This window comes from Verrucomicrobiia bacterium (genome assembly GCA_019694135.1).
Classification (GTDB): Bacteria; Verrucomicrobiota; Verrucomicrobiia; order JADLBR01; family JAIBCM01; genus JAIBCM01.
On record JAIBCM010000002.1, the window covers coordinates 70,233 to 84,891 of the forward strand.

Genomic DNA, 14,659 nt, shown 5'->3' on the forward strand with positions numbered 1-14,659 from the left:
ATGATTTTGGAAAAGATTAAGGGAGTTTTGGGATTAGCACCCAAAAAACCTATTGTGGAAATGCTGATTAGCGTGGAAAAAATTGAAAAACGCGTGGCGCTTTTGGAAAATGGGCGTTTGGAAGAGTTTCATATTGAGCGAAGGCGCGATATGACTTTGCCCGGTAGCATTTTTAAAGGGCGCGTGAAAAATATTGAACCAGGTTTGAAGGCGATGTTTGTTGATATTGGCGCTGAAAAAAATGCTTTTTTGCATTATTGGGATGCGATGCCTGCAGCTTTGGACGAAGTGGAAACGGTGGATCGCGGGCGAAAAAAAAGTGCGCGTAAACGAATTCAAGTTTCTGATATTCCCAAACTTTATCCTGAGGGTTCTGACGTCATTGTTCAGGTGACGAAGGGGCCAATAGGAACGAAGGGAGCTCGGCTGACTACGAATATTAGTATTCCTGGAAGGTTTTTGGTGTTAACGCCTTTTTCCGATCAGTTTGGAATCTCTCGAAAGATTGAAGCGCCGCAAGAACGTGCGCGCTTAAGAAAAATTTTGTCTCAACTGGAAGTGCCGGATGGTATTGGCGTAATTATTCGCACAGTGGGTGAGGGTCAGAAAGCTCGATTTTTTGTGCGCGATTTGGCGATTTTGTTGGAAAAATGGCGCGAAATTGAAATCGGGTTAGAGAAAAAATCGGCTCCGGTAGTTTTATTGCAGGAGTCGGATGTGGTAGAGCGAGCGGTGCGCGATTTTTTAACGGATGATGTGGATAGAATTATTGTGGATCAGGAGGAGGCTTACGAAAGGGTGCGTAAGACAGTGGAACAGATTTCGCGTCGTTCACTTAAGAAGGTGAAGTTGTATCAAGAAATGGTTCCTCTTTTTGAAAAGTTTGGCATTGAGCGGCAATTGGAAAATTCTTTTCAAAGAAAAGTGATGTTGAAGAGTGGCGCTTCGATTGTGGTTGATGAAACGGAAGCTTTAGTGGCGATTGATGTGAATACGGGTCGAACCAAGGTAGACGGCGCTAAAGAAAATACTATTTTAGCAACGAATTTAGAGGCAGCAGATGAAATTGCTCGCCAAATTCGGTTGCGCAATATGGGTGGGTTATTGATTTTGGATTTTATTGATATGAAATCGCGTCGCGATCAGCAGGCGGTTTATCAGCGTTTGCGACAAGCTTTATCGCGTGATAAGGCTAAGACGCATGTGTTGCCGATTTCGCCTTTGGGTTTAATTGAGATGACGCGACAACGCACGGAAGAGAGTGTGGCGCAGTCGCATTATCAGGATTGTCCACAGTGTGGGGGACGTGGCGTGATTAAAACGGCAGAAACGATGAGTGTAGAGGTGCAACGTGGTATTTCGCGTATTATGCGGCAGCATCCTGATGTTCATGAGTTACGTGTTTTTGTGAATCCGGTTTTATTAGATCGCTTGCGCAAAGAGGACGAAGAAGCATTAGTGGAGTTGGAGCGACGGTATGGGGGAAGATTGGCATTTCGTGCGGATCCTAAGTTGCATGCGGAAGAGTTTGTTGTTGTTAATGCTTTGACTGAAGAGGAGTTGAAGTAAATTGTGTTGGGTTGATATTTTGGATTCACAAGCAAAGGGTTTTCGGTCAATCTACCAAATCTTTCTTGGATTTTCGGGCCGTGGCGTAGCTTGGTAGCGCGCTTCCTTGGGGTGGAAGAGGTCCCGGGTTCAAATCCCGGCGGCCCGATTTAAATTATTAGGGGTTGATAGGGCTGTTTTTAAGACTTGGAAATCGAAGAAAATAGTTTTAGCTTTAGTGTATTGTTTTGAATTCGCCAAATCCCCAACAACAAAAATTGTGGTATTACGCTCTGAGTGGGCTCAGCATTGCGGTTTTGGGTTTGTTGATTTATGGGTTGGGTTATCTTTTTGTTAAGACAGCGCTTTTTTTAAAATCGATTTTACTCCCGCTAGCGATTGCGGCTGTGGTGGCTTATTTAATGGAGCCAGTGGTTTGTCAGATGGGAAAATGGAAAATTAAACGACCGTGGGCAGTTTTGATTTTGTTTGGGGTAGTTATTTTAGTGCTGGTTGGGTTGGGATTATGGGTGGTGCCGTTAATCATTAATGAGATTAATAGTTTGATCGAAAATTTTGATACTTATTGGGATAAGTTGGTGGAGACGGTAACAGGTTGGGGACAGCAGATAGGTGCACAGTTTCAAATGCATCCTCAGTGGGCAGATCAAATTAAAAAATGGGGATCGACTTATGGTGTGCAGAGTGTTTCTACGATGGGGAAATGGTTGTTAAAAGGAGCGCAGCAAATTTCTACAGTGGTTGCGATGTCGATTGGTTTGACGATGGTGCCGCTTTTTGTTTTTTATTTTTTACAGGAAAGGCCAAAAATTGAAGCGAATTGGAAGCGTTATGTGCCATTGCGCCGAACTTGGTTTAAGGAAGAGGTCACGCATGTTTTGGAAAAAATTAATGAATATCTCATTGTTTTTTTTCGAGGCCAGGTTGTGGTGGCAGCTTGTATTGGGTTGTTGAATAGTGTGGGTCTTGTTTTGATTGGGTTAGATTTTGGTTTGCTTATTGGAATTGTCAGTGGTGTGTTGAGCATTATTCCTTATTTGGGAATTATTTTAAGCATTACGCCGGCTTTGACGATTGCTTATTTGCAGTCGCAGGGGTTTTTGTTGCCAGGGTTGGTCGTGGTGGTGTTTGTGGTGACGCAAATGATCGAAGGATTTTTTATTACTCCCAAGATTATGGGAGATCGTGTGGGGTTGCATCCGTTGACAGTTATTATTGCGATTTTGTTTTGGAGCCAGGTTTTAGGAGGTATTTTGGGCGCTTTACTAGCGATTCCGTTGACGGCAACGGTGCGTGTTTTGTTTGTTCGTTATATTTTAAATCCTGATCGAGTGGAGGTAAAAGCATGAAATGGTTTAACGGTTTTATCATGAGTTTTTGTCTTTTAGCGCTTGCCGCTTGTGTGAATACTCATATGGGAGGGGGTAAGACGGAAGGACGTTTGAATGCATCTTGGTATGGCGAACAATTTCATGGGCGACAAACGGCATCGGGCGAGGTTTATAATATGTATGATAAAACGGCTGCGCATCGTTCTTTACCGTTTGGAACTTTGCTACGGGTAAGAAATTTGGCTAATCAAAGGGTGACAACGGTAAAGGTGAATGATCGCGGTCCTTTTGTTCGAGGGCGAGATTTGGATCTTTCTTATGCGGCGGCCAAGGATTTGGATATGATATCGCAAGGGGTAGCGGAGGTTTATGTTGAAAATTTAGGTCGTGCAGGAGGTTATCAAAAAACGGTGCAGGTGGCAGCGCCCGTGGCGCAAGCCGAATCGATTCCGCGAGCGGAGCCGGTGGGGCAGGCGTTGCCTGTTACGATTCAGGTGGGTTCTTTTCGAGAAAAGGAAAATGCGGAACATGTCAGAGAAGGGTTGGCTTTGAATTATTCGTCTGTTTTTATCGAAGAGGCAAAGGATCAAGGGGTCTATCGGGTCCGAGTGGGACATTTTGCGAGTCGTGAAGAGGCGGATCCTACGGCGCAACAATTGGCTCAAGAGGGTTATTCGGCTTGGATCGTTGCGGATTAAGCAAATGCGTTTTAAAGAATAAATTTTTATTTATTTTTCTTGGTTTCGAAATTGGGAACGATACGTCCAGTAAAGGCCACTTCCCATAGCTCCGATTAAATAAGCGAAGATATCTTTAGTGTCGGCAGTTCCTTTTTTCCAGAATAGGGGAAAAAGCCATTCCATCAAAAATGACCAGAGCAGCGTGTGATAGAAAATTTCTTGCCACGTAGGAAAAGCCTTTTCCGGTCGCAAATGAAAGCGCGCATGAATCCATAACACAAGTGGTAAAACGCAGGGGATGAATAAGAGATCATTAAAATAGTTTTTAAAAAAGGGAGCAACCCAATGACTGGGCTTAATTAAAAATCGATTAATTCCATACAAGGAGCTGCTGTATAGACAAAGTGGGTCCCGATAATAGTGGAAGCGAGATGCTTTGTTATTTTTAACAAAGCGCATACACCGACATTGCAGTAGCAATCGCAATCAATAATTTGGCTATTACCATCATTTCTTTACTATAAAATAAATTTTTAAAAAAACCTAACGTTATCTTTAAAAAATGAAAAAGGCGAGGGTCGGAATCGAACCGACGCATAAGGCTTTTGCAGAGCCCTGCCTTACCACTTGGCTACCCCGCCGCTTAATATTTCAAATTTGTCCCGCCTTGGCGGGATTAGATTTCAAACTGTAGATCTCAAATTTGAAATTTCAAATCTCAAATTTTTACAAGCCACTGCCCGCTTTTAATTTTTCCGCTTTGCGAAATGGGCCGCTACCATCTTTTTCTGTGATGATGTCGCGATAAGTGTGTCCCGATGGAATCATGGGCAACACATGTTCGGTGTAAGGTACGATGACATCAAGAACGTAAGGTTCCCGACTTTCGAGCATGCGTTTCAATGCACCATCCAGGTCTTTTTTATGCGTGACTCGTTCACAAGGAACACCGAAACTTTCGCACATTTTCACGTAATCCGGGTAGATTCGTTTCGGATCGCGTGGATCACCCAAGAAAGTGTGGCCCCGATTGCTTTGATAAAAACGATCTTCCCATTGCACCACCATGCCGAGATGTTGATTGTTTAAAATCAAAGCTTTCGCTGCGATGCGTTCGATATGGGCGGTGGCCAATTCTTGAATGTTCATGACAAAACTGCCGTCGCCATCGATGTCGACGACTTCTTTGTCAGGTCGTGCAAGTTTAGCACCGATAGCCGCAGGATAACCAAAGCCCATAGCGCCCAAGCCGGCTGAGGTGATAAAACTGCGAGGTTCGTTGTAATCGTAATATTGGGCTGCCCACATCTGGTGCTGGCCTACACCTGTGGTAATGATAGCGTCGCCTTTAGCCATTTCATAAAGTCGACGAATCGCATATTGCGGTTGAACCGTGTCAGGCGTGTCATTGAAATGGAAAGGATAATTGCGTCGCCATTCCGCAATTTTTTCGCGCCATTTTTTAAATTGGTTTTTATCGATAGGATTTTTATCCAATAAACGATTTAATAATCGCAATGCATCGCGAATATCGCATTGGATGGGTAGTTGCACGATTTTATTTTTGTTGATTTCAGAATTGTCGATGTCGATATGGACAATGGTGCCATGTTCGGCAAATTTTTCGACTTTGCCCGTCACGCGATCATCAAATCGCACGCCAAATGCCAACAAAAGATCGGCTTCGTTCACAGCGTTATTGGCATACACCGTGCCATGCATACCAAGCCATTTCATGGAAAGCGGATGTTTTTCCGGGAAAGCGCTAATGCCCATAATCGTGGTAGCAACGGGAATACCCGTTTTTTCAGCGAACTCTTTGAGTTCCTTGTGAGCGTTGGAAGAAATAATGCCACCACCAACGTAAAGTGTGGGGCGTTCTGATTTGCTAATTAAACCGATCACCTCATTCAGAGCTGTTAAGTCAGGTTCTTGAGGAGTTTGATAGCCACGCAGATTAATTTTATCAGGGAAAACGGGTTGCGTTTTACTTTGTTGAATATTTTTAGGAATATCAATCAGCACAGGGCCCGGACGACCGGATTGAGCAATATAAAAAGCTTCTTTCACAGTGCGCGGGATATCGTTAACATCCGTTACTAGATAACTGTGTTTCACGATAGGCACTGTTACGCCAAACACGTCAGTTTCCTGAAAAGCGCCTTTGCCAATCATAAAAGTGGGCACTTGTCCCGTGATAGCGACTAAGGGAATGCTATCAAGATAAGCATCGGCAATGCCTGTGACTAGATTCGTTGCACCCGGACCCGAAGTAGCCAAGCAAACACCTGCCTTACCCGTAGCGCGTGCGTAACCTTCCGCGCCAAAAACACCGCCTTGTTCATGGCGTGGGAGCACTGTGCGAATTTTGCGCGAACGCGTTAATGACTGGTGCATTTCCATACTGGCGCCCCCTGGATAAGCAAAGAGAGCCTCAACACCTTCGCGTTCCAAGCATTGCACTAAAAGGTCTGCGCCTTTAGTCGGTTCGCCGATGCGGGTTTTGGACGTAATTTTAGCTGAACGACTTTTCATAACGAAACGAACCCTAGCGATAATGAAGGGAGGTTACAAGCCATCATTAAAAACCCATTGACGATTTTGAGAAGGATGCTAGGTTGCCAAGCTTATTGACATGAAAACGTATAGTGCAAAAGTTTCGGAAATAACGCCTAAGTGGTATATTATTGATGCGACTGACCAGGTTTTGGGCAAGGTGGCAGAGCGTGCAGCAGTGGTGCTGCGAGGTAAACATAAGGCGACTTTTACTTCTCACATTGATACAGGGGATTATGTGATTGTGATTAATGCCGAAAAAGTGCGGGTAACAGGCAAAAAGGAAACGCAAAAAGAATATATGAGTTTTTCCGGTTATGTGGGAGGCCATAAATCAGAAACTTTTGCCGCGCGACGTCAGCGTCGTCCTGAGCTATTGATTGAAAAAGCAGTTAGTGGCATGATTCCGCATAATCGTTTGGGTAGGCAAATTATTAAAAAATTAAAAGTTTATCGCGGTGCGGAACATCCGCATGAAGCGCAGTCACCGGTAAAAATGGCGCTTCGCTAGTGATTTAATTGAAGTAAAATTATGAGTGAAAAAATTCAAGCAACAGGTCGACGCAAAACTGCTGTAGCCAGCGTGACTTTAAGTGAAGGTAAAGGAGAAATCCAAGTAAACGGCCGAGATTTTGAAGATTATTTTTGCACCTCCTCAATGCGAGAGCAGGTTTTAGCTTCGTTAACAGCAGTCGAAGCGCATAAAGCGTTTGATGTGGCGATTAAAGCAACAGGTGGAGGGCTTTCAGGCCAAGCCGTTGCCGCTCGACACGCTCTAGCGCGCGCTTTAATCAAGGTTAATCCCGATTATCGTGCCAAGTTAAAAGATCTGGGTTACTTAAAACGGGATCCCCGCATGCGCGAACGCAAAAAGCCGGGTCAACCTGGGGCTCGCAAGCGCTTTCAATTTTCTAAGCGATAATTTTGATATTCTCGATAGCATAGGTTGCATGTTGGCATCCTGTAGATTCTCTAAAACTTTTTCCTAAAGTTTTATAAGGGTTTTCTTTCTTTTTTTACGAAAATTTTTTTGAGTTTGCTATATTTTGCTACCAGAGCAGCTGCTCTAAAGAATTTAAGGCAATAAAAAAGCCGCTCAGCAGGTGCTGGACGGCTTGAAATTTTTTAACAGATTAAACTTATTTTAAATGTTTGTTAACGAGTTTGGTCATTTCAAACATGCTAACAGAATTTTTTCCGCCAAAAACTGTTTTTAAAGCGGCATCTGCATTGATTTGGGTGCGCACTTTTTTATCTTGCAGGTCATGTTTACGAATATAAGCCCACAGTTTTTTGGTAAGCTCAGTTCGGGGAAGAGGTTTTTCACCTACTACAGCTGATAAAGCAGCGTCGGGTTGCACTGGTTTCATAAAAGCTGCATTAGGTTTACGAGTAGATTTCTTTTTAGTTGTTGCCATAGTTTTTTATTTTTTGTTTAAGGTTTAAAATTTGGGAGTCATCTCCTTTTTCTGCCTCTAGGAATTAGAGGGTAGAAGGCGAGTTTGCAATAGAAATATTTGTTTTTTTCTTTGATGTGTTTCCCAAAATTTATGGAGTGTTTAAGGAAGTGGCGGTTGCCATTGTTGAGGCGCACGCATGAGTCTTCCAATCAAAGCTTCTCTTTCAGCGAGCAGTTCTTGAGGTAAACGGTCGTAAAGTTTGAAGAAAAATTCTTCGTGAAGCAGTGTTTCTTTTTTCCAAATTTCGGTGTCGATGGACATGAGTTGGGAAAATTTTTCTGGTGGCATTTCTAGTCCTTTCCATTCGATGTCTTGATAACGTGGCACCCAACCGAGCGGACTTTCGATGGAGCGAACGCGACCGTGAACGCGGTCGATGATCCATTTTAGGACGCGCATGTTGTCGCCAAAGCCCGGCCATAGGAAGTTGCCGTTTTCATCTTTTCGAAACCAGTTGACGTGAAAAATTCTTGGCGGGTTATGTAAGTGTGCGCCGATATTGAGCCAATGACGAAAATAGTCGGCCATGTGATAACCGCAAAATGGGAGCATGGCCATGGGGTCGCGCCGAATTTCGCCGATTTTACCGGCAGCAGCAGCAGTGGTTTCGGAGCCCATGGTGGCTGCGAGGTAGACGCCGTGTTGCCATTGAAAGGCTTGAAAAACGAGCGGCACCTGCGAGGATCGGCGTCCACCAAAAATGAAAGCGCTAATGGGTAGGCCCATCGGATTTTCCCAGTCCGGATCGATAGAAGGGCATTGTTGGGCGGGGGCGGTGAAGCGCGCATTAGGATGAGCTGCTTTGCGGCCACAGTCGGGTGTCCAGGGTTGACCTTGCCAGTCAGTGAGTTGAGGTGGGGGGACATCGGTTAAACCTTCCCACCAGACATCTTTATCGGGAGTTAAGGCGACATTGGTAAAGATCGTGTTTTTTTCGATGGTTTTGATGGCGTTGGGATTGGATTTTTGGGAGGTGCCAGGGGCTACTCCGAAGTAGCCGGCTTCCGGATTGATCGCATAGAGACGGCCGTCTGGTCCAGGCTTGATCCAGGCGATATCATCACCTGCGGTCCAAATTTTCCAACCATGAAAGGCTGTTTGTGGTGGGATGAGCATGGCAAAATTGGTTTTGCCGCAAGCGCTAGGGAAGGCTGCTGCCACATAAGTTTTTTCGCCATTGGGCGATTCGACACCCAGGATGAGCATATGTTCGGCCATCCAACCTTCTTCTTGGGCCATGCAAGAGGCGATTCTTAAAGCAAAGCATTTTTTGCCAAGAAGTGCGTTGCCACCATAGCCGCTTCCGTAAGACCAAATGGATCGTTCTTCGGGAAAATGGACAATATATTTATGTTCTTTGTTACAAGGCCAAGGGATATCTTTTTGGCCGGGTTTTAAAGGCATGCCGACGGAATGGAGGCAGGGCACGAAGTCGCCTTCTTCTCCTAGCAAATCGAGCACTTTTTTACCCATTCGCGTCATGATGCGCATGTGGCAGACGACGTAGGGCGAGTCGGTGATTTCAACGCCGATGTGAGAAATGTGTGATCCTAGTGGGCCCATGCTAAAGGGAACGACGTAAAGGATGCGTCCTTTCATGCAACCTCGAAACAAGTTGTTAAGAATCGCTTTCATTTCGCGAGGTGGCATCCAATTATTAGTGGGGCCAGCATCTTCGCGACGTAAACTGCAGATAAAGGTGCGATCTTCGACTCGAGCGACATCGGAAGGGTCGGATAAAGCCAAAAAACTATTGGGACGCTTTTCTGGATTAAGTCGTTGGAAGGTGCCGGTCTGGAGCATTTTTTCGCAGAGTGCATCGTATTCTGCTTGAGAACCGTCGCACCAATGGATGTCATCGGGTTGGTAAAGTTCTGCCATTTCTTTGACCCAGGCAATTAGTTTTTGATTTTTTGTAGGAGGAGAAAATTTCATATTGTTAGGTTTTTCTTAACAGCTTTTGATGAGAGTGCAAGCTCACGCCATTTAATGTTTGGGGACTAACTATCGACAAATTTTCAGGGCTTGCGCTGTTGAAATCTGTCCCTTAAAGAAAGAGGCGATGACTTATCATATTTCATTAAAAGTCGTAGCGATTGTTTTAGGAATTTTAATCGGTGGTGGCGGGCTCTTGGGCCTTCTATTTTCAGAAAAAATACGATTGGGCGCTAAGCATTTTCCGAGAAATTATTTTTGGGGTGTAGTGCTAATGGTGATTGCTATGGCTTGGACAGCTTGGTTGATTTCATTTGTGGATTTGGGGGAATACAGTGGTATTCGGCATTGGATGATTTTAGCGGTGATGTTGTTGGGTTTTGCTACGATTATTTTTTTGCCCGATTTTTTAACAGCACGAGCATTAGGGGTATTATTATTGTTAGGCGCTGAGGTTTTGTTAAGTGCAGCTTTCCCGTTGGAAAAGTCGAGTCGTTACGTGATTACGATTTTGGCTTATGTGTGGGTGATAGCAGGTATGATTTTTGTCGCTTTGCCTTATCGTTTACGCGATTTATTGTTTTGGGTTTGTGAGTCTTCAATCCGTTTTCGTGTTGGAGCTTGGATTCGGCTTATTTTGGGTCTGATTTTGGTGGGGTTGGGCGTTTTTGCTTACTAGTAATTAGTATTCAGTTTTTTCAGTATTCAGAATTAGTAATTAAAAATAATGCTTTGATTTCAAATAGTTTATATCTTTTCAGGCTGCTTTAAACTTGTCGCTGTCTTTCATTTTGGGTATATCTAAAGCGAGGGACGGTGATTTCTCTTGGCAGTCAAGCTGGTCAAGTCGCTCCCTTTTTCAAAAATAAATTTCAAGAGTTACAGGAGTGTTTTATGGCGAATGCGTTAGTGATTGGGATGGGCGGAGTTGGTTCAGTAATTAGTAAAAAGTTGCACAGTTATGATTGTTTTGAGCGAATTTATTTAGCAGATGTCGATACGATTTTTGCATTGGCTTTGCATGAGAAAACTAAAAAAAGTCGTTTTCATGTGACACAACTCAATGCCATGGACACAGCGAAGTTGGCGCAGTTCATGAAGGACAATAAGATTGATGTGACATGTAATGCCTCTCTTTGCACGACGAATCATTCGGTGTTGGAAGCCTGTGCTCAAGCGGGCTCGCATTATACGGATATGGCAGCGGATATTTATTCTCCGCCCGGGGTAAAGCGGCCTGGTAAAAATTCTTACGAAGCGGAAATTGAAAAGTTTAATGATCGTTTTGTGGAAAAGGGCATTACAGGTGTGTTGTGTATGGGAATGGATCCGGGTGCGGTGAATGTGTTTGCGCGTTGGGCGGTCGATCGCCTGGACACGGCGAGCAGTATTCGTGTGTTGGACGCGGATAATGCGGAAGTGAAAGGTTATCGTTTTGCTGTGTTGTTTTCGCCGGAGACGTTATTTGAGGAGTTGGCAGCGATTCCTTATTATGTAAAAGAAGGACGCGTAACATCCGGCAAGCCTTTGGAGACTGAAGTGGAATGGATTCGGTTTCCGGAACCGATTGGGATGATGAAAACCTATGCAGTGGCGCACGAAGAAGGTGTGAGTTTAGGAATTTATCCTCCTTTTGTTGCTAAGGGTGTGAAGTATTCGGTTTTTAAATATACCTTATCGGATAAGGTGGTGAATTTATCGAAAGCTTTATCTCTTTTAGATGTGGATACTTGGAAAAAGGTAAAAGTGGATGGCGTAGAAGTGGCGCCCATTCGGGTGGCGACGGCGAATCTGCCCAAACCTGCCCAATTAGGACCGACGGTGGAAGGTTACTCATGTGTGGGCACGGAAGTTCGGGGAATGAAAGATAAAAAAAATGTGGAATATTTTATTTATACGATGGACGATCATCGAAAAACTTACGAAAAATATGGGTATTCTTTGACCGTGGTGCAGACAGGCATTCCGCCAGCGATGACAGCGAAATATTTGGTGACGGGCCAAATTAAAGAAAAAGGGGTTTTGATGCCGGAAGCTTTGAAACCGGATGTGTTCATGGAAGATTTTTCCAAAGAAGGGTTACCTATTTTTATTGAAAAACGTGAAGTGGAAAGGCTTTAATTTTATTTTTTAAAAATTTATGGCTATCGCAGTAAAAGGTTTGTTAATAGGGAAGGAGTGGGTTTCTTCTCCCAATTCTTATTCTCTTCGAAATCCGTATTCTGGTGAAGAAATTACAAAAATTCCTACCGCAACAGAGGAGTTATTGGAGCACGGCATTCAAAAAGCGCATGAGACGTTTGACATAGTTCGCAAACAATCTGCAGCGGAACGTTCCGATTTGTTACGTTCGATTGCAGCGGAGTTGGAAAAACGACGTAATGATTTCATCGAAGCGTTGATTGTGGAAGCTGGCAAACCGGTTACCTTTGCCGAAGTGGAAGCATCGCGTGCGGTGATGACGTTTACTATTGCAGCGGAAGAGGCGCGTCATCAAGAGGGGCATCTTTTGGATATCGATGCTTTGCCTCCTGGGAAAGACCATTTTGGGTTAATCAAACGTTTTCCCATTGGCGTGATTGCGGGCATTACTCCGTTTAACTTTCCTTTGAATTTAGTCGCTCATAAAGTGGCGCCCTGTTTGGCTACGGGTAATACGATGCTGCTTAAGCCGGCAGCCAAAACGCCTTTGTGTTCTTTATTGTTGGGTGAAGTGTTATTAAAAGCGGGTATGACGCCTGGGCAGGTCAATATTATGCCTTGTTCCAATGAATTAGCTGGTAAATTAATTTCAGACGAGCGAATTAAAAAAATTTCTTTCACGGGCAGTCCTGAAGTGGGGTGGCGGTTGAAAGCGGGTTGCGGTCGAAAAAAAATTACTTTGGAACTAGGCGGTAATGCGGGAGTGATTGTTCATGACGATGCGAATTGGGAGTCGGCGATTCCCTTAATTGCCACGGGCGGATTTTCTTATGCGGGGCAATCTTGCATTAGTGTGCAACGCATTTTGGTGCAGGAATCGATTTTCGAAAGTTTTAAAGAAAAATTTGTCAATCAGGTGAAAAACAAAATCAAAACCGGTGATCCGAGACAACGCGATGTGACGGTTGGGCCGATGATTGATGAAGGCTCTTTAAAACGCATTGATAATTGGGTGCAAGAAGCGGTGAAAGAAGGCGCTAAGGTGCTCGTGGGCGGAAAAGTGAATGGCAACTGTTTTGAAGCGACCGTTTTGGATGGGGTCAAAGCGAGTATGAAGGTTTGTGCGCAGGAAGTTTTTGCGCCAGTGGTGACTTTGCAATCGTATGGAACGTATGATGAGGCGTTGCAGATCGTGAATGATTCTCGTTACGGTTTGCAAGCAGGTGTTTTCACCAATGATATCAAGCGTGCAATGCAAGCTTTTGCCGAACTGGAAGTGGGCGGCGTTTTGATTAATCAAGTGCCTACGTTTCGCGTGGAAAATATGCCTTACGGCGGAGTTAAAGACAGTGGATTTGGTCGCGAAGGATTGCGTTATGCGATGGAAGAAATGACAGAAATGAAAGCTTTGATTTTTAATTTGAAATAAGAAAGCGGAAAGGAACAGTCATGAGCTTAGGAAAAATGTATATTGATGGGAAATGGGTGGTGGCTGCTGAAGGGGGCACGCGTGATATTTTGAATCCTGCGACTAATGAGGTTGTTGCGACAGTGGCAGAAGGCTCAGCGAAAGATGCGGAGCGCGCAGTTTTGGCAGCGCGGAAAGCTTTTGATGAAGGACCCTGGCCACAAAAATTAGCAATAGAACGAGCGGCGCTTTTATTTAAGTTAGCAGATAAAATTGAGGCGCATGCCGATGAGTTTGCAGAACTGGACACGCGCAATATGGGTAAGCCGTTGCGCGAAGCCAAATTTGATGTGGCAGACACGGTAAACTGTTTTCGCTATTATGCTGGGCTCATTACCAAATCATTGGGACAAACCTATGAAGTGCCGGATCCCAATATTACCTCGATGGTAGTTCGCGAACCGATCGGGGTGTGTGCGCAAATTATTCCTTGGAATTATCCACTTTTAATGGCGGCTTGGAAATTGGCCCCGGGTTTGGCTGCGGGCAATTGTTGCATTTTAAAACCGGCAGAAACGACACCTCTTTCTGCTATTCGATTATTTGAATTGATAGATGAATTAGGATTTCCACCTGGTAGTGCGCAATTGGTGTTGGGGGCGGGACCCGCTGTGGGAATGCCTTTAGCGGAGAGTCATCAGGTTGATAAAGTAGCCTTTACCGGCGGAACCGTAACCGGACGTAAAATCATGCAGGCTGCTGTGGGTAATTTGAAAAAAGTGACGCTCGAATTGGGCGGAAAAAGTCCCAATATTATTTTTGCTGACACGGATCCCGAGGTAGCTTTGGAATTTGCGATGTTTGGGATTTTGGCGAACCAGGGTGAAGTTTGCAGCGCAGGTTCACGATTGCTTTTGGAAAAATCGATGGCGGACAAATTTTTGCCACGGTTAGCTTCTGCTTTTCAAAAAGTAAAAGTGGGCGATGGCATGGAGCCGGAAACAGAAATGGGGCCATTGATTACCCAACCGCATATGGAAAAAGTTTTGAATTATATCGAGGTTGGAAAGAAAGAGGGCGCAGAATTGCTTTGTGGCGGAAATCGTTTGACCCAAGGCAACTTGGCTAAAGGTAATTTCGTAGCGCCTACTTTATTTGTTAAAACCGATCCTAACATGCGAGTTGTTAAAGAAGAAATTTTTGGTCCTGTTTTGGTGGTGCAGCTTTTTTCGGGTGAAGCAGAAGCGGTGCGTATGGCGAATGACACGATTTATGGATTGGCGGGAGGCGTCTTTACTAAAGATGAAGCGAAAGGTCTGCGCATTTTAAGAAAATTGCGAGCGGGCATTACTTGGCTCAACACTTATCATCCTACTTTTAATGAAGCACCTTGGGGCGGTTATAAACAGTCAGGCATGGGGCGCGAGTTGGGAACTTATGGATTAGACGCTTATTTGGAGACGAAGCAGATTAATATTAATCTCGCACCGCAACGGGTAAATTGGTTTAGTCAACTTTAAAAAATATTCTTAATGTTAATAATATTAAAAAACTCTTGCAGTCTTTCTTTGAAAGCGC

At 44.4% G+C, this 14,659-nt stretch carries 13 protein-coding genes and 2 tRNA genes; 10 read left to right on the plus strand and 5 right to left on the minus strand.

Translation table 11 applies throughout. The annotated features are described in order from the left end of the window. The 4 genes from K1X66_02790 to K1X66_02805 all read left to right on the plus strand — a co-directional run bounded on the left by K1X66_02790 (position 1) and on the right by K1X66_02805 (position 3,598). On the plus strand, positions 1–1,569 hold the full coding sequence (locus K1X66_02790; GenBank protein ID MBX7157301.1) for an Rne/Rng family ribonuclease: 1,569 nt from the start codon (positions 1–3) through the stop codon (positions 1,567–1,569). A 74-nt stretch (positions 1,570–1,643) separates the two neighbouring features. Continuing rightward, a tRNA-Pro gene (locus K1X66_02795) sits at positions 1,644–1,717 on the plus strand. Positions 1,718–1,796: 79 nt separating this feature from the next. Beyond that, positions 1,797–2,918, plus strand: coding sequence for an AI-2E family transporter (locus K1X66_02800; GenBank protein ID MBX7157302.1), 1,122 nt, complete (start codon positions 1,797–1,799; stop codon positions 2,916–2,918). Then, on the plus strand, positions 2,915–3,598 hold the full coding sequence (locus tag K1X66_02805) for a septal ring lytic transglycosylase RlpA family protein (protein MBX7157303.1): 684 nt from the start codon (positions 2,915–2,917) through the stop codon (positions 3,596–3,598). Before K1X66_02800 ends, K1X66_02805 begins: the two co-directional genes overlap by 4 nt. Positions 3,599–3,628: 30 nt before the next feature. On the opposite strand, the gene K1X66_02810 is transcribed toward K1X66_02805, so the two are convergent. The 3 genes from K1X66_02810 to ilvB all read right to left on the minus strand — a co-directional run bounded on the left by K1X66_02810 (position 3,629) and on the right by ilvB (position 6,115). Beyond that, positions 3,629–3,859 (minus strand): hypothetical protein, encoded by a 231-nt coding sequence (locus K1X66_02810; GenBank protein MBX7157304.1) that lies wholly within the window; start codon positions 3,857–3,859, stop codon positions 3,629–3,631. Positions 3,860–4,149: 290 nt separating this feature from the next. Then, positions 4,150–4,221: transfer RNA gene (locus K1X66_02815), tRNA-Cys, on the minus strand. An 85-nt stretch (positions 4,222–4,306) separates the two neighbouring features. Beyond that, on the minus strand, positions 4,307–6,115 hold the full coding sequence (ilvB, locus tag K1X66_02820; protein ID MBX7157305.1) for a biosynthetic-type acetolactate synthase large subunit: 1,809 nt from the start codon (positions 6,113–6,115) through the stop codon (positions 4,307–4,309). A gap of 100 nt (positions 6,116–6,215) precedes the next feature. Between ilvB and rplM the strand changes: the two genes are divergently transcribed. Both rplM and rpsI read left to right on the plus strand, forming a co-directional pair. Further along, positions 6,216–6,647 carry a 50S ribosomal protein L13 gene (rplM, locus tag K1X66_02825; protein ID MBX7157306.1) on the plus strand — a complete coding sequence of 144 codons (432 nt, stop codon included), beginning with the start codon at positions 6,216–6,218 and terminating at the stop codon, positions 6,645–6,647. A gap of 21 nt (positions 6,648–6,668) precedes the next feature. Beyond that, complete coding sequence (gene rpsI, locus K1X66_02830) at positions 6,669–7,058, plus strand: 30S ribosomal protein S9 (GenBank protein MBX7157307.1); 390 nt, start codon at positions 6,669–6,671, stop codon at positions 7,056–7,058. 217 nt (positions 7,059–7,275) lie between these two features. Here the strand turns inward: rpsI and K1X66_02835 are convergent, their stop codons facing one another. Next, entirely contained in the window at positions 7,276–7,554 is a 279-nt protein-coding gene (locus tag K1X66_02835; GenBank protein MBX7157308.1) for an SWIB/MDM2 domain-containing protein, read from the minus strand. A gap of 141 nt (positions 7,555–7,695) precedes the next feature. Beyond that, entirely contained in the window at positions 7,696–9,531 is a 1,836-nt protein-coding gene (locus K1X66_02840) for a phosphoenolpyruvate carboxykinase (GTP) (GenBank protein MBX7157309.1), read from the minus strand. A 127-nt stretch (positions 9,532–9,658) separates the two neighbouring features. Here K1X66_02840 and K1X66_02845 point away from each other — a divergent pair, with 127 nt between their 5' ends. From K1X66_02845 to K1X66_02860, 4 genes are all read left to right on the plus strand, one after another. Beyond that, positions 9,659–10,210: a hypothetical protein gene (locus K1X66_02845; protein MBX7157310.1), complete on the plus strand. Its 552-nt coding sequence runs from the start codon at positions 9,659–9,661 to the stop codon at positions 10,208–10,210. A gap of 215 nt (positions 10,211–10,425) precedes the next feature. After that, positions 10,426–11,652, plus strand: a complete 1,227-nt coding sequence (locus K1X66_02850; protein ID MBX7157311.1) for a saccharopine dehydrogenase NADP-binding domain-containing protein — start codon at positions 10,426–10,428, stop codon at positions 11,650–11,652. A 19-nt stretch (positions 11,653–11,671) separates the two neighbouring features. Beyond that, positions 11,672–13,102 carry an aldehyde dehydrogenase family protein gene (locus tag K1X66_02855; GenBank protein ID MBX7157312.1) on the plus strand — a complete coding sequence of 477 codons (1,431 nt, stop codon included), beginning with the start codon at positions 11,672–11,674 and terminating at the stop codon, positions 13,100–13,102. A 20-nt stretch (positions 13,103–13,122) separates the two neighbouring features. Continuing rightward, a complete protein-coding gene (locus K1X66_02860; protein ID MBX7157313.1) occupies positions 13,123–14,601 on the plus strand; it encodes an aldehyde dehydrogenase family protein in 1,479 nt (492 codons plus the stop codon). Positions 14,602–14,659 lie beyond the last annotated feature (58 nt).